22 protein-coding genes and 2 pseudogenes are annotated in these 20,968 nt (G+C 73.3%); 14 read left to right on the top strand and 10 right to left on the bottom strand.

What is annotated here, in order from left to right; translation table 11 throughout:
• Positions 1–33 precede the first annotated feature (33 nt).
• Positions 34–633, top strand: a complete 600-nt coding sequence (locus tag H299_RS0120965; protein WP_027750010.1) for a TetR/AcrR family transcriptional regulator — start codon at positions 34–36, stop codon at positions 631–633.
• Between the two features lie 136 nt (positions 634–769).
• Entirely contained in the window at positions 770–1,297 is a 528-nt protein-coding gene (locus tag H299_RS0120960; RefSeq protein WP_027750009.1) for a GNAT family N-acetyltransferase, read from the top strand.
• Positions 1,298–1,321: 24 nt separating this feature from the next.
• Here the strand turns inward: H299_RS0120960 and H299_RS35320 are convergent, their stop codons facing one another.
• The 3 genes from H299_RS35320 to H299_RS0120945 form a co-directional block, all read right to left on the bottom strand.
• Positions 1,322–2,272: a Scr1 family TA system antitoxin-like transcriptional regulator gene (locus H299_RS35320; RefSeq protein WP_078512909.1), complete on the bottom strand. Its 951-nt coding sequence runs from the start codon at positions 2,270–2,272 to the stop codon at positions 1,322–1,324.
• A gap of 399 nt (positions 2,273–2,671) precedes the next feature.
• Positions 2,672–3,544, bottom strand: coding sequence for a hypothetical protein (locus tag H299_RS40545; protein WP_486587352.1), 873 nt, complete (start codon positions 3,542–3,544; stop codon positions 2,672–2,674).
• 100 nt (positions 3,545–3,644) lie between these two features.
• Positions 3,645–4,874, bottom strand: coding sequence for an acyl-CoA dehydrogenase family protein (locus H299_RS0120945; protein WP_027750007.1), 1,230 nt, complete (start codon positions 4,872–4,874; stop codon positions 3,645–3,647).
• Positions 4,875–5,027: 153 nt separating this feature from the next.
• On the opposite strand from H299_RS0120945, the gene H299_RS0120940 reads away from it, so the two are divergent.
• Positions 5,028–5,672 carry a TetR/AcrR family transcriptional regulator gene (locus tag H299_RS0120940; RefSeq protein WP_027750006.1) on the top strand — a complete coding sequence of 215 codons (645 nt, stop codon included), beginning with the start codon at positions 5,028–5,030 and terminating at the stop codon, positions 5,670–5,672.
• Positions 5,673–5,706: 34 nt separating this feature from the next.
• On the opposite strand, the gene def is transcribed toward H299_RS0120940, so the two are convergent.
• A complete protein-coding gene (gene def, locus H299_RS0120935) occupies positions 5,707–6,264 on the bottom strand; it encodes a peptide deformylase (RefSeq protein ID WP_027750005.1) in 558 nt (185 codons plus the stop codon).
• A gap of 108 nt (positions 6,265–6,372) precedes the next feature.
• On the opposite strand from def, the gene H299_RS0120930 reads away from it, so the two are divergent.
• From H299_RS0120930 to H299_RS0120910, 5 genes are all read left to right on the top strand, one after another.
• Complete coding sequence (locus H299_RS0120930; RefSeq protein ID WP_027750004.1) at positions 6,373–7,611, top strand: MurT ligase domain-containing protein; 1,239 nt, start codon at positions 6,373–6,375, stop codon at positions 7,609–7,611.
• A gap of 32 nt (positions 7,612–7,643) precedes the next feature.
• On the top strand, positions 7,644–8,372 hold the full coding sequence (locus tag H299_RS0120925; RefSeq protein WP_027750003.1) for a glutamine amidotransferase: 729 nt from the start codon (positions 7,644–7,646) through the stop codon (positions 8,370–8,372).
• Between the two features lie 79 nt (positions 8,373–8,451).
• Positions 8,452–9,402 (top strand): cytochrome c oxidase assembly protein, encoded by a 951-nt coding sequence (locus H299_RS0120920; RefSeq protein ID WP_027750002.1) that lies wholly within the window; start codon positions 8,452–8,454, stop codon positions 9,400–9,402.
• Positions 9,403–9,559: 157 nt separating this feature from the next.
• Positions 9,560–9,718 carry a hypothetical protein gene (locus tag H299_RS40005; protein WP_027750001.1) on the top strand — a complete coding sequence of 53 codons (159 nt, stop codon included), beginning with the start codon at positions 9,560–9,562 and terminating at the stop codon, positions 9,716–9,718.
• Between the two features lie 77 nt (positions 9,719–9,795).
• Entirely contained in the window at positions 9,796–10,515 is a 720-nt protein-coding gene (locus H299_RS0120910; RefSeq protein WP_027750000.1) for a lysophospholipid acyltransferase family protein, read from the top strand.
• Between the two features lie 26 nt (positions 10,516–10,541).
• Here the strand turns inward: H299_RS0120910 and H299_RS35315 are convergent, their stop codons facing one another.
• Positions 10,542–12,161: an alpha/beta hydrolase gene (locus H299_RS35315; protein WP_078512910.1), complete on the bottom strand. Its 1,620-nt coding sequence runs from the start codon at positions 12,159–12,161 to the stop codon at positions 10,542–10,544.
• A 462-nt stretch (positions 12,162–12,623) separates the two neighbouring features.
• Between H299_RS35315 and H299_RS0120900 the strand changes: the two genes are divergently transcribed.
• The gene (locus H299_RS0120900) at positions 12,624–13,577 is read left to right on the top strand and encodes a M28 family metallopeptidase (protein WP_037759866.1); all 954 of its coding nucleotides are present in this window, start codon (positions 12,624–12,626) and stop codon (positions 13,575–13,577) included.
• Between the two features lie 176 nt (positions 13,578–13,753).
• Entirely contained in the window at positions 13,754–14,275 is a 522-nt protein-coding gene (locus H299_RS0120895) for a DUF6328 family protein (RefSeq protein ID WP_027749998.1), read from the top strand.
• Here H299_RS0120895 and H299_RS0120890 read toward each other — a convergent pair.
• Together H299_RS0120890 and H299_RS0120885 are read right to left on the bottom strand one after the other, a co-directional pair.
• Positions 14,214–14,414, bottom strand: a pseudogene (locus H299_RS0120890) (LysE family transporter); the annotation flags it as partial. The gene H299_RS0120895 and the pseudogene H299_RS0120890 overlap by 62 nt on opposite strands.
• A gap of 100 nt (positions 14,415–14,514) precedes the next feature.
• On the bottom strand, positions 14,515–15,690 hold the full coding sequence (locus H299_RS0120885) for an 8-amino-7-oxononanoate synthase (protein ID WP_027749996.1): 1,176 nt from the start codon (positions 15,688–15,690) through the stop codon (positions 14,515–14,517).
• Positions 15,691–15,899: 209 nt separating this feature from the next.
• Here H299_RS0120885 and bioB point away from each other — a divergent pair, with 209 nt between their 5' ends.
• Genes bioB through bioD form a run of 3 tightly spaced genes read left to right on the top strand, consistent with a single transcriptional unit; the run spans position 15,900 to position 19,052 of the window.
• Positions 15,900–16,964: a biotin synthase BioB gene (gene bioB, locus H299_RS0120880; RefSeq protein WP_027749995.1), complete on the top strand. Its 1,065-nt coding sequence runs from the start codon at positions 15,900–15,902 to the stop codon at positions 16,962–16,964.
• On the top strand, positions 16,957–18,330 hold the full coding sequence (locus tag H299_RS0120875; RefSeq protein ID WP_078512907.1) for an adenosylmethionine--8-amino-7-oxononanoate transaminase: 1,374 nt from the start codon (positions 16,957–16,959) through the stop codon (positions 18,328–18,330). Before bioB ends, H299_RS0120875 begins: the two co-directional genes overlap by 8 nt.
• Positions 18,327–19,052: a dethiobiotin synthase gene (gene bioD, locus H299_RS0120870; protein ID WP_027749993.1), complete on the top strand. Its 726-nt coding sequence runs from the start codon at positions 18,327–18,329 to the stop codon at positions 19,050–19,052. The genes H299_RS0120875 and bioD overlap by 4 nt, the downstream gene beginning before the upstream one ends.
• A gap of 14 nt (positions 19,053–19,066) precedes the next feature.
• Here bioD and H299_RS0120865 read toward each other — a convergent pair whose 3' ends face one another.
• The 3 genes from H299_RS0120865 to H299_RS0120855 all read right to left on the bottom strand — a co-directional run bounded on the left by H299_RS0120865 (position 19,067) and on the right by H299_RS0120855 (position 20,260).
• Positions 19,067–19,582: a hypothetical protein gene (locus tag H299_RS0120865; RefSeq protein WP_027749992.1), complete on the bottom strand. Its 516-nt coding sequence runs from the start codon at positions 19,580–19,582 to the stop codon at positions 19,067–19,069.
• 73 nt (positions 19,583–19,655) lie between these two features.
• On the bottom strand, positions 19,656–20,027 hold the full coding sequence (locus H299_RS0120860; protein ID WP_027749991.1) for a hypothetical protein: 372 nt from the start codon (positions 20,025–20,027) through the stop codon (positions 19,656–19,658).
• Positions 20,024–20,260, bottom strand: coding sequence for a hypothetical protein (locus H299_RS0120855; protein WP_027749990.1), 237 nt, complete (start codon positions 20,258–20,260; stop codon positions 20,024–20,026). Before H299_RS0120855 ends, H299_RS0120860 begins: the two co-directional genes overlap by 4 nt.
• A 120-nt stretch (positions 20,261–20,380) precedes the next feature.
• Here H299_RS0120855 and H299_RS35310 point away from each other — a divergent pair.
• Positions 20,381–20,799: pseudogene (locus H299_RS35310) on the top strand (GNAT family N-acetyltransferase).
• Positions 20,800–20,968 lie beyond the last annotated feature (169 nt).

Below are 20,968 nucleotides of genomic sequence, written 5' to 3'. Positions count from 1 at the left end.
CGCATAGTAGAGTGAAGCGGAGGGAGGTTCCGTATGAGCACACCCACCACCACACCCAACCCCACCGAAACACACCCCCGCCGACGCCGAGCAGACGCCGAACGCAACCGCGCCCGCATCCTCGACGCCGCCCGCACCCTCTTCACCCAACACGGCACCCACGTCTCCATGGACGAAGTAGCACGCCACGCCGAAGTCGGCATCGGCACCCTCTACCGCCACTTCCCCACCAAAGCAGACATGGTCGAAACCGCCTCACAACAACGCTTCGGCGAAATCCTCACCTACTACCGCACCATCAGCCACAACAACGCCGAACCCCTCGAAGCACTCCACCTCCTCCTCACCCGCATCGCCGAAGTAGAAACCCGCGACCGCGGCTTCGCCACCGCCCTCACCGACACCAACCTCGGCAGCCAGAAACCACCCAGCCCCCTCCGCAAAGACCTCGAAACCGAACTCACCGCCCTCATCACCAAAGGCCAGCACACCGGCACCATCCGCACCGACATCGACCCCACCGACATCCTCCCCCTCACCTGCGGACTCACCGCCATCGTCCACCGCGACACCGGCAACTGGCACCACTACATCAAAATCACCCTCGACGGCCTCAAACCCCAACAGGCCTGAGCAGAGGGCCACTTCCGCCGTCCCGCCCCAGCGCAGGTGCCCACACCACCTCCGGTGGGCTCCCCCGCCGCGTCCCCGCCCCGTGCTATCACTGGTCCTTTCAGGACACTGATCAGGCGACGCGGAGGCAGACGGCATGATGGTCGGAGACTTGGTGCGGCTGCGACCGTTCGAGCCCGCGGAGGCGGAGGCTCTGTGGCGGTGGAACCACGACCCGGACGTCATGCGCTGGATGCACGACGGCTACGCGCAGTCGCTGGCGCAGGTCAAGCGCTCCCTGGAGGACCGGCCGCGCAACACCTTCGGCGACGTGCTCTACGCGGTCGAGGTACTCGACGGCGGCCGGCTGATCGGCCTGGTCCGCCTGCGCGACACCGAGCCGGAGCTGGGCTGCGCCGAACTCGACATCTACCTCGGGGAGAAGGACTGCTGGGGACGCGGCTACGCCACCGACGCCATGCGCGGGATATGCCGCTACGGCTTCGAGAAGATGCGGCTGCACAAGATCACGCTGACCGTCGCCACCGAGAACCACGCCGCGTGCCACCTCTACCGCAAGGTCGGCTTCGTCCAGGAGGGCCGCCTGAGGCACGCCCTCCGCCGTGACGGCGAGTGGTACGACATGTTCACGATGGGCCTGCTGGAGGGCGAACTCCGGGCGTGAGCACGGGCCGCACAGGCCCCTCGTTCAGGGCACCGGTGCCGCCCCGCCCGCGTGCGGTCCGTGCTCCTGGTCGCCCTGCGCGAGCATGCCGCGCAGGACCTCCTGGGTGCGGGTGGACGCCTCCGCGCGGGTCACCAGCTGGTCGATGACATGGCGGTAGTACTCGATGTCCTCCGCGTTGTCCGGGTAGTGCGCGCTGATGAGCTGCTCCAGGTAGACCACGTCGGGCAGCTCACGCTCCGGCAGCCGCAGCAGGGTGACGGGGCCGCCCGCCGCCGCGTGCCCGCCCGCGGCGAAGGGCAGCACCTGCACGGTGACGTGCGGCAGTTCGCACATCGCGATCAGGTGCCGCAGCTGGGCCCGCATCGTCGCCGCGCCGCCGACGGGGCGCCGCAGAGCCGCCTCGTCGATCACCGCCCACAGGTGCGGCGGCCGGTGGCCGTAGAGGATCTGCTGCCGGATCATGCGCAGCTCGACCCTGCGCCTCAGGTCCGCCTCCGGGGCGTCGCCGTGGCCCAGCGCGATCACGGCGCGGGCGTAGGCGCGGGTCTGGAGGAGTCCCGGCACGAACTGGACCTCGTAGCTGCGGATCACCCCCGCCACCTGTTCCAGGCCGAGGTAGGTCTGCAGCCAGCCGGGCACGACGTCCTCGTAGGCGTGCCACCAGCCAGGGGTGTTGGCCTGGCCGGCCAGCGTGAGCATGGTCTGCCGTTCGTTCTCGTCGGTGACGCTGTAGATGGTCAGGAGATCGGCCACGTCCCGCAGCCGGCAGCCGCTGCGCCCCAGCTCCAGCCGGTTGAGCTGGGCGGCCGTCGCCCGTATGGCGCTGGCGGCCTCCTCCTGCGATATGTACTCGCCCTCGCGCAGCTTCCGCAGCCGCGAGCCCAGAACCATGCGGGCAACTCCCGGACCGGCCTGCGCGGGCGCCTCGGTCCGGCGTGCGGGCTGGCTTCCAGTGACCTGGGTGAAATGCATCTTCTCGCTTTCCGTCCTGCACACGTCTGCGAAACTCGCCACGCACGGCTCACGCCTTGCGGACAGAGCGCGGTTCACTTCCCGGGAATCCCTGGACAGGCTGAATTCAGGCCGCCACGCCAGCAGCGTAACCAGGCCGGGGCGGGCCAGGTCCGGCCCGCCCCGGAGGCCGGCCTTCCGCGGAGTGCGCGGACACGCGCGCCACGGGCCCGTCCCTGTGCGGACAGCGGGCCGGATGCGGGCGGTTCGTCGGTCACGCGGACCTCTCCTGGCGGTGAACTGATTGGCGACAACACCCAATCTAAGAGACGGCTGAGCGTCTGTCAGCAACCAGTGCGTCGGCGAAGGCGTGCAGCACACACCGCGAAGGCGGGGCGCACCGGCCCCGGCACACCCCTGTCAGCCCGGCGTACCGGAGCGCGGCGGGCGCGGCGCGACGGCGAGATACGGGCGGCGGCGGGCCCCGAGATAGCGCTCCGCCTCCCATCCGCAGGACGCCAACCTCCGTGCACAGTCTGCGAGTTGCTCCTGCGCGTCGGCCGGGCCGGCCGACTCCCGCGCCCCCGCCGCGTACCGCCACTCCACGCGTACGCAGGCGCCCGGGTCGTCCGGCCCCCCACCGGCACTCACCCGGTATCCGCTACGGACGCGGCGACCGGAACCGTCGACGGCGGAGGCGGGGAATCCGCCCGATTCCAGGGCGAGGGCCACCGCGTGCACCGGGCGGGCCCGCTCCCAGGGGGCAGGCACGGAAGCCTCCGGGCCGACGGCCGCCCCGGCGCCGGTCAGCCGCCGGATCTCCAGCAGCGCCTCCCAGCCGCGCACCGCCGCGGCGGCGTGCCGGGCATACGCGGCGGGGGCTGCGGGGGCGGTGTCGGCGCCGGTGCCGCCGGGCGGAGGGCCGGGAGCCGCCTCGTCCCCGGTCAGCGGCGCGAAGCCCTCGGGGGCGGGGGCGGGGGCGGCGGGCGCTGCGGGCGCGGACCGCTCCTGGAGGTGCGCGCGGACCGCCCGCCCCCGGTCGGTGAGGTAGTGCGCGCCGAGCCTGCCGTGCGGGCGGGCGAGGCCGAGCCGCTCCAGCCGCCGCCGGGTGGCGGCGCCTGCCCGCACCTCCCCGCTCCCGGGGTCCGCGCCGGTCACCGCCCGCTGCTGGGCCTCCGTCAGCGGCACCTGCCCGGGTGGCGGCGCGGCGGGAGGCGGCGCGGCGGGAGGCTGTGCGGTGGAGGGGTGCGCGGTGGAGGGCTGCGCGCTTTCGTCCCGCGAGGTCCCGGCCATCGCGCGATCACCGATCCGAGGTGTGGGAGGGGCGCGTCTCCCGCGCCGATACGGCGCGGCGCCGCACCGCGCACCACGGTACCGGAGCCGCGCCCGCGCCTCAGCGGATGGCGACGCCCGAGACCGTGCGCGCGATGACGAGCCGCTGGATCTCGCTGGTGCCCTCGAAGACGGTGTAGATCGCCGCGTCCCGGTGCATGCGCTCGACGGGGTACTCCCGCGTGTAACCGTTGCCGCCGAGGATCTGCATGGCCTGTGCGGTGACCGTCCGGGCGGTCTCGCCCGCGAACAGCTTGGACATGGAGCCCTCCGCGGAGTCGAAGGGCCGGCCCGCCGCGGCCATCCAGGAGGCCCGCCACACCAGCAGCCGCGCCGCGTCGATGCGCGTGCGCATGTCGGCGAGCTGGAAGGCGACACCCTGGTTGTCGATGATGGGGCGGCCGAACTGGACGCGTGTCTTGGCGTATTCGAGCGCGACCTCGTACGCGGCGCGGGCGATGCCGACCGCCTGGGCGGCCACGGCCGGGCGGGAGGCCTCGAACGTGGCCATCGCGGCGTTCTTCACGCGCTCACCGCCGCCCGCGCGGGCCCGCTCCCGGGCGCGGGCGAGGCGCTCGTCCAGCTTCTCCTTGCCGCCCAGCAGGCAGTGCCCCGGCACGCGGGCCTCCTGCAGGACGACCTCGGCGGTGTGCGAGGCGCGGATGCCGTGCTTCTTGAACTTCTGTCCCTGGGAGAGCCCGGGGGTGCCCGGGGGGACGATGAAGGAGGCGTGCCCCTTGGAGCCGAGATCGGGGTCGACGACGGCGACGACGACGTGCACGTTGGCGATGCCGCCGTTGGTCGCCCAGGTCTTCGTGCCGGTCAGCACCCACTCGTCGGTGGCCTCCTCGTAGACCGCGCGGGTGCGCATGGCGGAGACGTCGGAGCCCGCGTCGGGCTCGGAGGAGCAGAAGGCGGCGACCTTCACGTCGTCGGCGTCGCCGTACATCTGGGGTATCCAGGTGCCCACCTGCTCGTCGGTGCCGTTCGCCAGGACGCCCACGGCGGCCAGCCCGGTGCCCACCAGGGAGAGGGCGATGCCGGCGTCGCCCCAGAACAGCTCCTCCATGGCCATGGGGATGCCCAGGCCCGTGGGGTCGAAGAACTGCTGCGAGTAGAAGTCGAGCGAGTACAGGCCGATCTTCGCGGCCTCCTGGAGGATGGGCCACGGTGTCTCCTCCCGCTCGTCCCACTCGGCGGCCGCGGGGCGGATGACGTCGGCGGCGAACCCGTGTATCCACTCGCGGACCGCCCGCTGGTCGTCGTCGAGGTCGAATGCGAACTCCGGCATGAGTGAACCTTCCCCACAGCTTGTTACCATCGGTAACAAGCAGTCTTTTACCAGCCGGTAGGCCATGTCAACCCGGCTGCACCCCCGGTCGGCCGCCGACCTCGGGTGTTACGTTGCGCGGGGCGAGGACCGTACGCCCCGGGGAGGAACACCATGGGGACCGCACAGCGGGACGACCAGCGCAGCGCTACGGAGCGTCGCCGCACGGAACTGCTGGAGGCCGCCGACAGAGTCGTGCTCCGCGACGGGCCCGACGCCACGATGAACGCGATCGCCGCCGAGGCGGGCATCACCAAGCCGATCCTCTACCGCCACTTCGGCGACAAGGGCGGGCTGTACCGCGCCCTGGCCGTCCGGCACACCGACGCCCTGCTCGACGCGCTGCGGGACGCCCTGGACGCACCCGCGGACCGGCGCGCACGGGTGGAGGCCACCCTCGACACCTACCTGCAGGCGATCGAGGCCCGCCCGCAGGTCTACCGCTTCCTGATGCACCCCGCCGAGACCGGTCCGGCGGGCGAGGGGGGCTTCGACGTGGGCCACCACTCCGCCCCGCTGCTGCGGCGGCTCGGCGAGGAGCTGGCCAAGGTCATCGCCGAACGGGTCGACGAGGGCGAGGGCTCGGAGGAGCTGGCCCGGGTGTGGGGACACGGCATCGTCGGGATGATGCACGCCGCCGGGGACTGGTGGCTGCGCGAACGCCCCTGCTCCCGGGCCCAGTTGGTGGGACAGTTGGCCGATCTGCTGTGGGGGCGGCTGGCCGTCGCCGGAGACCGCGAGGGCGGCCCGGCCTTCTGACGGCCGCCCGGCCGTATCGGCGCCGCCGCCGGGCCTACGGCTCCTGTGCGGGCGGCGCGTACCAGCTCGCGCGGCGCACGGCGCGCAGCACCCGGGCCCGCCGCAGCCCGCCCAGGCGCTCCGGATAGAGGCCGCCGTCCAGGTGGTCGTACTCGTGCTGGAGGCAGCGGGCGAAGAAGCCGGAGCCCTGGACGCGCAGCGGGCGCCCGCGCAGGTCGACGCCCTCGATGAGCGCCTCGTCATGGCGCGGTGTGGCCGCCTCCAGACCGGGCAGCGACAGGCACCCCTCCGGGCCGCGTACGATCACCCCGGCGGTGCCGGTGAGCCGGGGGTTGATCACGTGTCCCCGGTGCCTGCGGTCCTCGTCGTCCGGGCAGTCGAAGACGAAGACGCGCAGCGGTACGCCGATCTGGTTGGCGGCGAGGCCGACTCCCCGGGCGGCGTACATGGTGGCGTACATGTCCTCCACGAGCTGGTCCAGCGGCCCGTCCGCGGGCACGGCCGCGCGGCACGGCGTGTGCAGCACCGGATCGCCGAACAGCCGCAGGGGCGCGGGCGTTCCGGAGCTGCCCGGGATGGTGACGCGTGCCATGTCAGAAGCGTACGAGGCGCGTGGTGCCGCTGTGGCGGCACCCGTGCGGGGGCCGGTCCGGATCTCGATAGGGTGGCCCCCACCAAGGGGCAAGGAGGGTCAAGGACGATGGCAGGCAACACGGAGCCGCTGCCGCCGCGGGCGAAGCTGGCCGTGACGGCGGGCAAGGCCGCGGCAGCGGTGTCGCGAGTCGCCGGCCGCGGCAGCGGATCGGTGATCGGCGGCAAGGTGGCACTCAGACTCGACCCCGATCTGCTTGCCCGGCTGGCCCAGCATCTGGACGTGGTCCTGGTGTCGGCGACAAACGGCAAGACCACGACGACCCGGCTGATCGCCGAGGCACTGCGGGCGAACGGCGGCGTGGTCTCCAACGCGCTCGGCGCCAACATGCCCGCCGGGATCACCTCCGCCCTGGCGGGCGGGTCCGACGCGCGCTACGGCGTGATCGAGGTGGACGAGAAGTACCTCGCCGGGGTCGCGGGTGATGTGGCGCCGAAGGCCATCGCGCTGCTGAACCTCTCCCGCGACCAGCTCGACCGGGCCGCGGAGACCCGGATGCTGGCGGAGAAGTGGCGCGAGGGCCTCGCCGGATCGAAGGCGGTCGTCATCGCCAACGCGGACGACCCGCTGGTGGTGTGGGCGGCCTCCTCCTCACCCAACGTGGTGTGGGTGGCCGCGGGCCAGGAGTGGAAGGACGACGCCTGGTCGTGCCCGTCCTGCGGCGGTGTCATGCAGCGCCCCGGCGACGACTGGTACTGCGGTGAGTGCGGATTCCGCCGCCCCACCCCCAGCTGGGCGCTGTCGGGCGAGTACGTGCTCGACCCGCACGGCTCCGCCTGGCCCATCCACCTCCAGCTGCCCGGCCGGGCGAACAAGGCCAACGCGACCACCTCGGCCGCGGTGGCCGCCGCCTTCGGCGTACCGCCCCAGGCGGCGCTGGAGCGGATGTACTCGGTGGCCGCGGTCGCGGGCCGCTACGACGTCGTGTCCTACCAGGGCCGCGACATCCGGCTGCTGCTGGCGAAGAACCCGGCCGGCTGGCTGGAGACGTTCTCGCTGATCGACCCGCCGCCCGCCCCGGTGATCCTCGCGGTCAACGCGCGCGGCGCCGACGGCACGGACACCTCCTGGCTGTGGGACGTGGACTACTCGCGGCTGGCCGGGCACCCGATCTGCGTGATCGGGGACCGGCGCCTGGACCTGGCGGTGCGGCTGGAGGTCGCCGGTGTCGACTTCCAGGTGTACGAGAGCGCCCAGGAGGCCGTACGGATGTGTCCGCCCGGCCGGATCGAGGCGATCGCGAACTACACCTCGTTCCAGGACCTGCGCCGCGTTGTCGGCAACTGAACCGCTGAGGGAACCGCTGGAGGATGGCGAGCATGGCTGAGGCGAATCTGCGCCTGGTGTGGATCTACCCCGATCTGCTGAGCACGTACGGCGACCAGGGCAACGCGCTGGTCGTGGAGCGGCGCGCGCGGCAGCGCGGACTGGAGGTGCAGCGGCTGGACGTACGGTCCGACCAGCCGCTCCCCACCTCGGGTGACATCTATCTGATCGGCGGCGGCGAGGACCGGCCGCAGCGGCTGGCCGCCGAGCGGCTCTACCGCGACGGCGGGCTGAACCGGGCGGTGGCCAACGGCGCGATCGTCTTCTCGGTCTGCGCGGGGTACCAGATCCTGGGCCACGAGTTCGTCAACGACCAGGGCGCCCGGCAGCCCGGCCTGGGCCTGCTGGACGTGACGAGCACCCGCGGCACGGGCGAACGGTGCGTCGGCGACGTGCTGGGCGACATGGACAGCAGGCTGGGGCTGCCGCAGCTGACCGGGTTCGAGAACCACCAGGGCGTCACCCATCTGGGGCCGACCGCACGGCCGCTGGCCCAGGTGCGGCTGGGCAAGGGCAACGGGACGGGCGACGGCACCGAAGGCGCCTGGAACGACACGGTGTTCGGCACGTACATGCATGGTCCGGTGCTGGCCCGCAACCCGCTGATCGCGGACCTGCTGCTGAAGCTGGCGCTGGATGTCAACGCGCTGCCGCACGTGGACGACCGGTGGTACGAGGCGCTGCGCGGCGAGCGGATCGCGGCGGCGACCCAGGCGGGCTGACCGGGCCCCCGCCGGAGGGCGGCACGGCGGGCGGTTCTACCCTGGTGCGGGCGGATCGGCACGAACCGGGAGCGTAGGGATGGATCACGGCGGACACGGCACGACCATGGATCTGCCGCCGTTCACGCTCGGGCGCGGGCTGGAGTTCACCGGCGACCCGTTCTTCCTGACCGGCTGCCTGCTCGCGCTGGCGCTGTACGGCTGGGGCGTGCTGCGGCTGCGGCGGCGGGGCGACGCCTGGCCGGTGGGCCGCGTGATCGGCTTCACCCTGGGCGTGCTGAGCATCGCACTGGTGATGTGCACCGGGCTGAACGAGTACGGCATGGTGCTCTTCAGCGTGCACATGGTGCAGCACATGGTGATCAGCATGCTCTCGCCCATCCTGCTGCTGCTGGGCGCGCCGGTGACGCTCGCGCTGCGGGCGCTGCCCGCGGCCGGGCGGGGCCGCAAGGGGCCGCGGGAGCTGCTGGTGGCCGTGTTGCAGAGCCGCTACGCCAAGGTGGTCACGCACGCGGCGTTCACGATTCCGCTCTTCATCGCGAGCCTGTACGCGCTCTACTTCACGCCGCTCTTCGACACCCTGATGGGCTCGAAGACCGGGCACACCGCGATGATGGTGCACTTCCTGCTGGTCGGGCTGATCTTCTTCTGGCCGATCATGGGCGTCGACCCGGGCCCGCACCGGCCGGGCTACGTGATGCGGATGCTGGAGCTGTTCGCGGGCATGCCCTTCCACGCCTTCTTCGGGATCGCGCTGATGATGGGCTCCGAACCGCTGGTGGAGACGTACGCCGATCCGCCCGCCTCGCTGGGGGTGACGGCGCTGGACGACCAGATGTGGGCGGGCGGCATCGCCTGGGCGTTCAGCGAGATCCCCTCGGTGCTGGTGCTGATCGCGCTCGTCTACCAGTGGTACTACAGCGAGCAGCGCCAGGCGCGGCAGCGGGACCGGGCGGCGGACCGGGACGGGGACAGCGAGCTGCACGCGTACAACGCCTATCTGGCGTCCCTCCAGGCGCGGGGTCGCTAGCGCGGACCGGCGACGAGGCCCAGCGGGGGCAGTAGCGTTTCCGGCTCCCTGCGGTGACGATGGAGGTCCGGGGTTGTCTGGCTGTGGCCCCGTGCCGGGTCCTGCGTCACCGGCGCGGGCCGCCGAGGAGGATGCTGCGATGTCTGGGATGTCTGGTATGCCGGGGTTCACGAAGACGATGACGGCGTGCACGGTGATCGCCCTGGTGGTGGTCACCGCGTACACCGTGACCCTGGGCGGCAGCGGCTGGCTCTGGCTCGCCTGGGTGGTGCTCGGGCTGGTCACGGTCGGGGTGGCCGCCGGCCGGGAGGGCTGAGCGGCTCCCCCCTCCCCCGCCCGAGGGCGGGGAAGTACTGTGCGGCGACACCGTGATCCCCGGGGGAAGGCTGCCAAGTGTTCTACCACGTGCTGAAGTACGTCGTCCTGGGCCCGCTGCTGCGGCTGCTGTTCCGGCCGCGGATCGAGGGGCTCGAGCACGTGCCCGAAGAGGGCGCGGCGATCATCGCCGGAAATCACCTGTCCTTCTCGGACCACTTCCTGATGCCCGCGATCCTGCGCCGCCGCATCACCTTCCTGGCGAAGGCCGAGTACTTCACCGGCCCGGGTCTGCGGGGGCGGCTGACAGCGGCCTTCTTCCGCAGCGTGGGGCAGATCCCGGTGGACCGCGCCGGGCGCGGCGCCGGGCAGGCCGCGATCGAGGAGGGACTGGGGGTGCTGGGCAAGGACGAACTGCTCGGCATCTACCCGGAGGGCACCCGTTCGCACGACGGCCGGCTCTACAAGGGGCGGGTGGGTGTGGCGGCGATGGCGCTCAAGGCGGGGGTGCCGGTGGTGCCCTGCGCGATGGTCGGCACCTTCGAACTCCAGCCGCCGGGCCGCCGGATGCCCCGGCTGGGGCGGGTGACCATCCGGTTCGGGGAGCCGCTGGACTTCGCGCGCTTCGCGGGCATGGACGACCAGCGAGCCGTCCTGCGGGCGGTGACGGACGAGGTCATGTACGAGATCCTGCGGCTCTCCGGCCAGGAGTACGTCGACATGTACGCGCCCGACGCCAAGGCCGCGGCGCAGGAGGCGGCGCGCGGGACCGCGCGCGGACGGGGGCGGCCGGAGTGACCGGCCGCCCCCGTGCGCGCGTGCCGTCAGCCCGGCAGCCCGGCCCCCTTCGGCCCGGGTGACGCCGCCCCGGAGGCCGGCTGCTGCGGCTCGGGGGTGGCGTGCGGTGCGCAGGTCACGTCCTCGGCGTCGAGCGTGCCGTGCAGCAGGTACGCGTCGACGCGCTCGTTGACGCAGGAGTTCTTCAGGCCGGTGACCCCGTGCGAGCCCGCGTCCTTCTCGGTGATCAGGCGGGAGCCCTTCAGCCGCTCGTGCAGTTCGACCGCGCCCTCGTAGGGGGTGGCGGCGTCCCGCTCGGACTGGACGATGAGCACGGGCGGCAGGCCCCGGTGCGTGCCGACCTCGACGGGCCGGCGCTGCTTCTCCGGCCAGGTCGCGCAGGGCAGGTTCATCCATGCGTTGGACCAGGTGAGGAACGGGTGGTCACGGTGCAGCCGGGTGTTGTCCCGGTCCCAGGTGCGCCAGTCGGTCGGCCACTTGGCGTCGCTGCACTCGACGGCCGTGTAGACGGCGTTGCCGTTCTCGGCCGACTTGTTGCCCTCCGTGTCGGAGAGGTCCGGGGCCGCGGCCTCGACGAGCGCGTTCTCGTCGCCCTTGAGGTAGGCGGACCACACGGCGGCGGTCGGCGCCCAGGCGCTGTCGTAGTAGGGGGCGCGCTGGAAGAGTCCGAGGAGTTCGGCCGGGCCCACGACGCCGCCCAGCGGCGCCTTCTTGGCCTTCGCGCGCAGCTTCTCCCACTGCGCCTGGACCTTGCCGGGGGTGTCGCCGATGCCGTACGCGTCGTCGTGCCGGGCGACCCAGTGCTTCCAGTCCTCCCAGCGGGTCTGGAAGGCCACGTCCTGGTCGAGGTTGAACTGGTACCAGATCTTCTCGCGTGAGGGGTTGACCACGCTGTCGACCACCATGCGGCGGGTGTGGTCCGGGAAGAGCGTGGCGTAGACGGCGCCGAGGTAGGTGCCGTAGGAGACGCCGAGGTAGTTGAGCTTGCGGTCGCCGACCGCGGCGCGGATGACGTCGAGGTCGCGGGCGGTGTCGGGCGTCGTCATGTGCGCGAGCAGCGGCCCGCTGCGCTCGTCGCAGCCCTCCGCGTACTGGCGGGCCAGCTTGCGCTGCGCCCGCTTGTCCGCCTCGTCGTCCGGCACCGGGTCCAGCTTGGGCGCCTTGACGAACTCCTGCGGGTCCGCGCAGGAGATGGGCGCGGAGTGGCCGACGCCGCGCGGGTCGAAGCCGACGAAGTCGTACGCCTTCGCGGTCTTGGCCCAGAGCGGGTTCCCGCCGGTGACGCGCGCGGGGAAGCGCATGCCGGAGCCGCCGGGGCCGCCGGGGTTGTAGATGAGCGAACCCTGGCGCTCCTGCGCGCTGCCGGTGCTGCGGGCACGGTCGACGGCGATCTTGATCGTGCGCCCGTCCGGGCGGGCGTAGTCGACGGGAACGGTGACGTACCCGCACTGGATGGGCTTGGCAAGGTCCCAGTCGGCGGGGCAGTCCCGCCAGTCGACGCCCTTCTTGGCGGCACGGGCGGCGGCGAGGCGTACGCCGCGCGCCTCGGCCGCGCCGTGCCCGCGCCCGGCGGTCGCGCCGGACGCGGACGTGGAAGAGGACGAGGTGGTGGCCGCGGGCCCGGAGGCGGCGGTTTCCCCGGCCATGGCGGGTGGCACGGCTATCAGGCCCGCGAGGAGGGCTCCGGAGGCGAGGGCGCCGGCGGTGGCGAGCGCGGCGGTGCGTCTGTTCAACGTAGGGACTCCCCCTGGTTGTTCCGCCGCCGGTCGCGGTGACAGTGGCCGCGAGGGCTGCGGGTGACGGTGTGTGCGCACAGCGGCTGTCAGGGGGGATCTTTGCGTCTCGCGCGTGGTGCGGGACAGGGCGGGCGGAGGTTCTTTGCTAAGTCATGAACATGACGCCTCCTCAGATCCTCCGCACTATGCCCCTCTTCCTTCCGGTATCGGACCCCGCCAAGTCCGCTCGCCGCGACGCACTGTTCGGTAACCGGCCTTGACGGGCGGCCTCCTGGACAGAATCATCATGCGCGCGTCAAGGGCCCACCTCGGCGCACAGCTCGCTCCGCACCTCTCCCCCCACAGACCATCGGAGCCCACGTGATACGCAGAATGACCTGGCGCGCCGCCCTCGCGGCCACCACCGGCACCGCCCTGGCCGCATCCCTGCTCACCGTCGCCGCCGCGCAGGCCGACCAGCCCGGGCCCCCGCGCGCGGGCGCGACGGTGGCCGCGCCCGACATCCCCGTGGAGAACGTGACCCGGCACCTGAAGGAACTGGAGGCGGTCGCCGAGGCCAACGGCGGCAACCGCGCCCACGGACAGCCCGGCTACAAGGCGTCCCTCGACTACATCAAGGGCAAGCTCGACGCGGCGGGCTTCGAGACGGCCGTGCAGGAGTTCGACCAGGGCGGCACCACCGGCTACAACCTCATCGCCGACTGGCCCGCAGGCGAGGCCGAGCAGGTCGTGGTGGCGGGCGCCCACCTGGACTCCGTGCGCAGCGGCGCCGGGGTCAACGACAACGGCACCGGCTCGGCGGCCGTCCTGGAGACCGCGCTCGCCGTGGCCGCCGAGGACCTCAAGCCCGCCAAGCAGCTGCGCTTCGCCTGGTGGGGCGCCGAGGAGCTGGGCATGGTCGGCTCACGCCACTACGTCGACGGCCTCTCCGAGGCGGAGCGCGGCCAGATCGGCGCCTACCTGAACTTCGACATGATCGGCTCGCCCAACGCGGGCTACTTCGTCTACGACGACGACGCGGCGCTCGAGCAGGTCTTCACCGACTTCTTCACCGCCAAGGACATCCCCACCGACCCCGCCACCGAGTCGGACGGGCGCAGCGACCACGCGTCCTTCCAGGACGCCGGTATTCCCGTCGGCGGCCTCTTCACCGGAGCCGGGGAGACGATGACGCAGGAGCAGGCGGACAAGTGGGGCGGCACGGCGGGCGCACCGTTCGACGAGTGCTACCACACGGCGTGCGACGACCTGGCGAACATCGACACCGAGGCGCTGGACCTGAACACCGACGCCCTGGCCCACGCGGTCTGGCAGCTCGGCTCCTGACCGGCCCCTGACGCAGTCCCCCCGTTCGCGGCCCGGCCGCCGGTCTCCGGCGGCCGGGCCGCCGCGACGCGCCTGCGGCGATGACCGCCCGCTGCGGCCCGATGCGCCTCGTCACTCCCGGCCGCGGCGGGCGAACCGGCAGGCGTGAATCCGCCGGTCGCGGCTACACGAAGGGCATGGCCGCGCGCAACGAGACGTCCGTCGAGCGGGACGACCGCAACTTCCTGGAGCTGCTCCAGGAGCTGCGGGTCATCCAGACGGGCGTCCAGATCCTCTTCGCCTTCCTGCTCACGCTGGCCTTCACGGCGCGCTTCCCCGAGCTGGACGGATTCCAGCGCGGCGCCTACGTGGCCACCCTGCTGCTCTCCGTGCTGGCCGCCGTGCTCTTCACCGCGCCCGCCGCACTGCACCGGGCCCTCTTCCGGCGGGGTGCGAAGCACCTGATCGTGCAGGTCTCCTCGCGGCTGGCGGCGCTGGGCCTCGCGGTGCTGGCGCTGGCGCTGTCCGGGGCGGTGCTGCTGGTCGTGGACGTGGTGCTGGGCCGGACGGAGGGCGTCGTCGTCGGCTCGGTGGCGCTGGCCGTGTGCGCCGGGCTGTGGGCCCTGCTGCCGTGGGCGCTGCGCCGGTCCAACGGTCTCAGCCGAGCACCGTCTCGACCACGAGAGCGCCGCCCCGGCTCCACAGGGCCACCCCCGTGAACGCCGTCACCCACCGAGCGGCACGGGGCCGCCGCAACCACCGCCCGAGCCGGTCGACCAGCAGCGCCAGCAGGAGGAACCAGACCAGCGCCATGGCCACGACCAGACCCGCGAGCAGCGCGGTGCGCGGCAGCACGGGCGTCGCCCCGCCCCGCTCGCAACCGGCGCCCGCAGGGCGTCCGAGCAGGGCTCGCCACTTCGGCCCTCCTCACGCGCTGAGGACGGCGCGGGCGGGGCGGTCAGGGGTGTGGGGACCGGGGGCCGGTCAGGTGGGGGGCGGTGCGGGTGAGGACGCGTACGGTGCGGGCGATCTCCTCGCCCGTGAGGTCGGCGCGGGCGGTCAGCCGCAGCCGGGAGACGCCGTCCGGCACCGACGGCGGGCGGAAGCAGCCCGTCGCGACGCCCTCGGCGCGGCAGTCGCCGGCCCAGCGCACGGCCGTCTGGGCCGAGGGTGCGCGGACGGAGACGACCGCGGCGTCGGGCCGGGTGGCCGCCAGCCCGGCGGCGGTGAGCCCCGCGTGCAGTTCGGCGGCGACCTCGCGGGCCCGGCGGGCCCGGCCCGGTTCGCGACGCAGCAGGCGCAGGGCGGCCAGCGCGCCGCCGGCCGCGGCGGGGGCGAGGCCGGTGTCGAAGATGAAGGTGCGGGCGGTGTTGACCAGGTGCTCGATGACGCGTGCCGGTCCCAGCACCGCGCCGCCCTGGCTGCCCAGGGACTTGGAGAGGGTCACGGTCACCACGGTGTCGGCCGCGCCGGCCAGTCCGGCGGCGTACGGGGCACCGCGTCCGCCTTCGCCCAGCACGCCGAAGCCGTGCGCGTCGTCGATCAGCAGCGCCGCGCCGTGCGCACGGCAGGCCGCGGACAGGGCGGGCAGCGGTGCGGCGTCGCCGTCGACGGAGAAGACGGAGTCGGTGACCGCCATGGCCCGCCCCTGGTGGCCCGCGAGCGCGGCGCGCACCGCCGCCGGGTCGGTGTGCGGGACGACGGCGGTACGGGCCCGGGAGAGGCGGCAGCCGTCGATGAGGGAGGCGTGGTTGGCGGCGTCGGACACCACGAGGGTGCCCTCGGCGGTCAGCGCGGTGACGGCGGCGAGGTTCGCCGCGTAGCCGGAGGAGAGGACCAGGGCGGCCTCGGCGCCGCAGAAGCGGGCCAATTCCGCCTCGAGTTCGGCGTGCAGGGAGGTGGAGCCGGTGACGAGCCGGGAGCCGGTGGCGCCCGCGCCCCAGCGCCGGGCGGACGCGGCGGCGGCGGCGGTGACCTCGGGGTGCCGCGAGAGGCCGAGGTAGTCGTTGCCGGCGAGGTCGAGCAGCGAGGAGGAGGCGGCGCGCGGGCGCAGGGCGCGGACGAGCCCGGCCTCGCGTCGCCGGTCCGCGGCCTCGGTGAGCCAGCCGAAGGGGTCCCCGGGCGGTGGGGTCATGGTCGGACATCCTTCGGGACGGGCGGCCGTGGGCCGGGTGCGGGCGGTGGGCGGACGGGTCCGCGGCGGACGGCCTCCGCCGGAGGGTCCATACAGAACGTAGCCTCGGCCAGAACCTGACGGGGTGTGGTGATACCCACACGGAGTTGACCCGATCCTGTAGGTTCCCGTCTTGGCCGGGACTACGGCGGTAGGCGAGTATCGGCGCCATGGACCTGCTGAACACACTGGTGGACAAGGGGCTGCGTCGTGAGTCGCCGACGCGGGGGGAAGCGCTCGCCGTCCTGGCGAGTTCCGACGAAGAACTGCTCGAGGTCGTGGCCGCCGCGGGCAAGGTGCGCCGCCACTGGTTCGGGCGCCGGGTCAAACTGAACTATCTGGTCAACCTCAAGTCCGGGCTCTGCCCCGAGGACTGCTCGTACTGCTCGCAGCGGCTGGGCTCCAAGGCGGAGATCCTCAAGTACACCTGGCTCAAGCCGGACGAGGCCGCCAGCTCCGCGCGTGCCGGGGTGGCAGGCGGCGCGAAGAGGGTGTGCCTGGTCGCCAGCGGACGCGGTCCGACCGACCGGGACGTGGAGCGCGTCTCGGAGACGATCTCGGCGATCAAGGAGCAGAACGAGGGCGTCGAGGTGTGCGCCTGTCTGGGGCTGCTCTCCGACGGCCAGGCGGGGCGGCTGCGCGAGGCGGGCGCGGACGCCTACAACCACAACCTCAACACCTCCGAGGCGACCTACGCGGACATCTGCACCACGCACGACTTCGCCGACCGGGTGGAGACCGTACGGCAGGCCCGCGACGCGGGTCTCTCCGCGTGCTCCGGCCTGATCGCGGGCATGGGCGAGGCGGACGCCGACCTGGTCGACGTCGCCTTCGCGCTGCGCGAGCTGAACCCGGACTCGGTGCCGGTCAACTTCCTCATCCCCTTCGAGGGGACCCCGCTGGCGGACGAGTGGAACCTGACCCCGCAGCGCTGCCTGCGCATCCTGGCGATGGTGCGGTTCGTGTGCCCGGACGCGGAGGTGCGGCTCGCGGGCGGACGCGAGGTGCAGCTGCGCTCGATGCAGCCGCTGGCCCTGCACCTGGCCAACTCCATCTTCCTCGGGGACTACCTCACCAGTGAGGGCCAGGCGGGGCAGGCCGACCTGGACATGATCGCGGACGCGGGCTTCGAGGTGGAGGGCACCGACACCACCACGCTGCCCCAGCACCGCACCGACGACCTGGTCGCCGTACGCCGCCGCGGACCCGGCACCGAGCTGCCGCCCAATGCCTGACGCGGTGACGGCGGGCAGGTGGAGACCGGACGCGCAGGGGCCCGGGGCAGAGGGTCCGGAGGCGCTGCTGGCCCTGGACCGGCAGCACGTGTGGCATCCCTACGCCCCGATGCCCGGGCTCGAGGAGCCGCTGCTGATCGAGTCCGCCGCCGGGGTACGGCTGCGGCTGGCCCGCCCGGTGGCGGGGCGGCGGGAGCTGATCGACGGGATGTCGTCCTGGTGGTCGGCCATCCACGGCTACAACCACCCGGTGCTCAACGAGGCCGTCACCGGCCAGCTCTCGCGGATGAGCCACGTCATGTTCGGCGGGCTCACCCACGAGCCCGCGATCCGGCTGGCGAAGCGGCTGGTGGACCTCACTCCCGAGGGACTGGAGCACGTCTTCCTGGCCGACTCCGGGTCGGTGTCGGTCGAGGTGGCCGTCAAGATGTGCCTCCAGTACTGGCGCTCGGCCGGCAACGACCGCAAGCGGCGGCTGCTGACCTGGCGCGGCGGCTACCACGGCGACACTTGGAACCCGATGTCGGTGTGCGATCCGGTGGGCGGGATGCATCAACTGTGGCAGGGCGTCCTGCCCCAGCAGGTCTTCGCGGACGCGCCGCCGCCCGGCTTCGACGCCGAGCCCGACGAGGCGTACGCGGCACATCTGCGGGAGCTGATCGGGCGGCACGCGGACGAGCTGGCCGCCGTCATCGTGGAGCCGGTGGTGCAGGGCGCCGGCGGCATGCGGTTCCACTCCCCCAGCTACCTGCAGGTGCTGCGCGAGGCGTGCGACGCTCACGACGTGCTGCTCGTCCTGGACGAGATCGCGACGGGCTTCGGGCGCACCGGCCGCATGTTCGCCGCCGAGCACGCGGGGATCACCCCGGACGTCCTGTGCCTGGGCAAGGCGCTCACCGGCGGCTACCTCACCCTCGCGGCGACCCTGTGCACCCCACGGGTGGCCGAGGGCATCTCGCGCGGCGAGGTGCCGGTGCTCGCCCACGGGCCGACGTTCATGGGCAATCCGCTGGCCGCGGCGGTCGCCGACGCCTCGATCGGGCTGCTGCTCGACCAGGACTGGGCCGGCGGCGTCGCCCGCGTGGAGGCCGGACTGCGGGCGGGGCTGGAGCGGGCCCGCCTCCTTCCGGGGGTGCGGGACGTACGGGTGCTGGGCGGGATCGGCGTCGTACAGCTGGAGGGCCCCGTGGACATGGCGGCGGCCGGGCGGGCGGCGGTGCGGGAAGGAGTGTGGCTGCGCCCCTTCCGCGACCTGGTGTACACGATGCCGCCCTATCCCACCGACGACGCGGATCTCGCCCGGATCTGCGCGGCCGTGTGCTCAGCCGCCGAGGCGGGGTCGACGGGCGGGCGGACCGCGAGATGACCGTACTGGTGGTGACCGGCACCGGCACCGGGGTGGGCAAGACGGTGGCCACGGCGGCGCTGGCGGCCGTGGCCGTGGGCGCCGGGCGTTCGGTGGCGGTGCTCAAGCCCGCGCAGACCGGCGTCGCCCCCGGCGAGGCGGGCGACGCGGCGGAGGCCGCGCGGCTGGCGGGCGGCGAGGTCACCACGCTCGAACTCGCCCGCTACCCGGAGCCGCTGGCGCCCGCCACGGCCGCCCGCCGCTCCGGGCTGCCCGCCGTATCGCCCGAGGACGTCGCCGAGGCGGCCGGGAAACTGGCCGCCGGGCACGACCTGGTGCTGATCGAGGGCGCGGGCGGACTGCTCGTACGCTTCGACGCCGCCGGTACGACGCTCGCCGACGCGGCCCGGCTGCTGGCGGCGCCCGCGCTGGTCGTCGCCACGGCCGGGCTGGGCACGCTGAACACGACCGCCCTCACCACCGAGGCGCTGCGGCACCGCGGGGTGGACTGCGCGGGGGTGCTCCTCGGCGCGTGGCCCGCCGCCCCCGACCTGGCCTGCCGCTGCAACCTGGGGGACCTGCCCGAGGTGGCGGGCGCCCCGCTGGCGGGGGCACTGCCCGAGGGCGCGGGCGGCCTGTCCCCCGCGCGCTTCCGCGCCGCCGCGCCCGGCTGGCTCATACCCGCGCTGGGCGGGACGTGGGCCGGGGTGGCCGAAGCCGCCGGCCGGTACCGCGGCGGCTGAGGCGGCGCCCGGGATCACAGGCCCGTCGCCACCGGCAACTGCCCCGCGTCCAGGTCCTCCTGCGTGAAGTCGCACAACTCGCCGCTCTGGTCGCCGTAGTACTCGATGGAAGGGCACGCCGCCAGCAGGCCCCGGCCGAACTCGGCGTACACCTCGGGCGTCAGCCGGTCCTGGTAGGCGATGAGCACAGCGAGCACCTCCGTGAGCTTCTGGTGATCGCCGTTCGGCTGCGCCGAGCGGAGGCGGCCGGCATGCCGGCCGCAGCTGTGAACCAGCAGCTCGTGGTCCTCCACGTGACCGAGGCCCTCGATTCCGAGGGAGACGCCCCCGGCCACGTACTCCACGTCGAGCCTGCAGTTCCGCGCCTCGTACCGAGCGCCCGCCCCGGGCTCCATGACCATGGGCTCATCGGTACGCGTGGTCACCTGGTACGGCTGCCAGCCCGCGGCCCGCAGCGTGCCGACGATCTCGCCGAGGTCGGCGCGCTGGTCGTCGTCGAGCGGGATCCGTGCGAGTTCTCCGGTGGTCACGCTTGCTCTCCCGGGTCGTGTTTCGTGCCGTGCTGTTTCGTGCCGTGCTGTACCGTGCGGATCTTCGCAGGCCCTACACGCTCCAGGTGCGCAGTTCGTCGGCGATGGCGTGGACGTCCGCCGTGCCGTCCTTGACGAGGCGGGCGAGGTCGCGGATCTGCTCTGGCGAGGTGGCGACCTTCTGTCCTCCGGCGACGAGGTAGGCGTAGGCGACGGCGGAGGCGAAAAGCGCGTTGGTGCACTCCAGCGCTGGCACGTGCAGCAGGAGTTGGAGGAGCGCCGCGGCACGCTCGTGCGGGTCGGCGTAGACGGGCTGGTCGAAGATCTCCGCCTCGTGCCTGCTGACGGCGGCGATGAGCGCGCCGTAGTCGGTGACGCGGGGATCACCGGGGGTCTTGTGTTCAGCGATGATCAGCAGCCACGAGAGATCGATACGGAGGGTCACCTCCGCGGGCGGCCTTCGGTCTCCCGGCCGCCGAACTCCTCGGCGAACACCGACTCGTAACTCTTCATGAAATCCGCGGCGGCCTCGACGAACGTGTGCCCCACCTCGCCCGCGTCCCGTCGGACGAGGTCCTCGATGTAGCGGTTCACACTCATGCCGCGCTGCAGGGCGCGCTCACGAGCGGCCTCCGCCGTCGCCTCGTCCACCCGGACGTTCAGCTGGGTCTTTGCCACACCCACAAGCTAGCGCCGATCCGCTATCAGGGCAAGGCGAGGCGCGAGAGCCGGCCGGGCGCCCGCCCCCGCACGGAACCCCATGGCGGCAGAGCGTGCCGCCCTGCTTGGCTCGCCCCCATGAGCGACCTGTGCATCCGCCCCGCCGGCCCCGCCGACATCGACACCTGCGGTTCTGGCGCGAGGCCGCCGAGGGCACGAGCATCACCGACGACCACGACGGGGTGGCCCGTCTGGTCGCCCGGGACCCCGGAGCACTCCTCCTGGCAGAGCGCGACGGTCGCCTCGCCGGCACCGTCATAGCCGGTTTCGACGGCTGGCGCTGCTCCGCCTACCGACTGGCCGTGCACCCGGACCGCCGCCGGCAGGGAGTCGCCACCGCGCTGCTGGAGGCGGCGGAGCAGCGGTTCGCCGCCCTGGGCGGCCGGCGGGTGGACGCCATGGTCCTGGAGGCCAACGAGCGGGCGCACCGCACCTGGGCCGCGGCCGGCTACCACCGCGAGGACCACTGGCGCCGATGGGTCAAACCGCTGCGCTGACCTCCCCGGCGGCCGGCGGGTCCCGGCCGCCGCGTCACCACGGCCCTCCGGGTCCGCCGAAGACCTCGGGGCGGTGCCGCTTCTCCTCCCCTACGATGGACAGCCCTGGTCCTGCCCCCGCCACGGAAAGGTGTGTCCGTCCGCCCATGGGCGAGCCTCCCGGTACCAG

The organism is Streptomyces sp. CNH287, assembly GCF_000424825.1.
The sequence above is the reverse complement of the archived record's forward strand: the minus strand, read 5'-3'. Positions and strand labels throughout refer to the sequence as shown.

Excerpts from the sequence above, each read along its gene's own strand:
- bioB (WP_027749995.1), top strand. The coding sequence starts at position 15,900 with ATGGACCTGCTGAACACACTGGTGGACAAGGGGCTGCGTCGTGAGTCG.
- H299_RS40005 (WP_027750001.1), top strand. The coding sequence starts at position 9,560 with ATGCCGGGGTTCACGAAGACGATGACGGCGTGCACGGTGATCGCCCTG.
- H299_RS0120925 (WP_027750003.1), top strand. The coding sequence starts at position 7,644 with ATGGCTGAGGCGAATCTGCGCCTGGTGTGGATCTACCCCGATCTGCTG.
- H299_RS0120895 (WP_027749998.1), top strand. The coding sequence starts at position 13,754 with ATGGCCGCGCGCAACGAGACGTCCGTCGAGCGGGACGACCGCAACTTC.
- H299_RS0120875 (WP_078512907.1), top strand. The coding sequence starts at position 16,957 with ATGCCTGACGCGGTGACGGCGGGCAGGTGGAGACCGGACGCGCAGGGG.
- bioD (WP_027749993.1), top strand. The coding sequence starts at position 18,327 with ATGACCGTACTGGTGGTGACCGGCACCGGCACCGGGGTGGGCAAGACG.
- H299_RS35315 (WP_078512910.1), bottom strand. The coding sequence starts at position 12,161 with ATGGCCGGGGAAACCGCCGCCTCCGGGCCCGCGGCCACCACCTCGTCC.
- H299_RS0120900 (WP_037759866.1), top strand. The coding sequence starts at position 12,624 with ATGACCTGGCGCGCCGCCCTCGCGGCCACCACCGGCACCGCCCTGGCC.
- def (WP_027750005.1), bottom strand. The coding sequence starts at position 6,264 with ATGGCACGCGTCACCATCCCGGGCAGCTCCGGAACGCCCGCGCCCCTG.
- H299_RS0120920 (WP_027750002.1), top strand. The coding sequence starts at position 8,452 with ATGGATCACGGCGGACACGGCACGACCATGGATCTGCCGCCGTTCACG.
- H299_RS0120930 (WP_027750004.1), top strand. The coding sequence starts at position 6,373 with ATGGCAGGCAACACGGAGCCGCTGCCGCCGCGGGCGAAGCTGGCCGTG.
- H299_RS0120960 (WP_027750009.1), top strand. The coding sequence starts at position 770 with ATGATGGTCGGAGACTTGGTGCGGCTGCGACCGTTCGAGCCCGCGGAG.
- H299_RS40545 (WP_486587352.1), bottom strand. The coding sequence starts at position 3,544 with ATGGCCGGGACCTCGCGGGACGAAAGCGCGCAGCCCTCCACCGCGCAC.
- H299_RS0120885 (WP_027749996.1), bottom strand. The coding sequence starts at position 15,690 with ATGACCCCACCGCCCGGGGACCCCTTCGGCTGGCTCACCGAGGCCGCG.
- H299_RS0120945 (WP_027750007.1), bottom strand. The coding sequence starts at position 4,874 with ATGCCGGAGTTCGCATTCGACCTCGACGACGACCAGCGGGCGGTCCGC.
- H299_RS0120965 (WP_027750010.1), top strand. The coding sequence starts at position 34 with ATGAGCACACCCACCACCACACCCAACCCCACCGAAACACACCCCCGC.
- H299_RS35320 (WP_078512909.1), bottom strand. The coding sequence starts at position 2,272 with ATGCATTTCACCCAGGTCACTGGAAGCCAGCCCGCACGCCGGACCGAG.
- H299_RS0120940 (WP_027750006.1), top strand. The coding sequence starts at position 5,028 with ATGGGGACCGCACAGCGGGACGACCAGCGCAGCGCTACGGAGCGTCGC.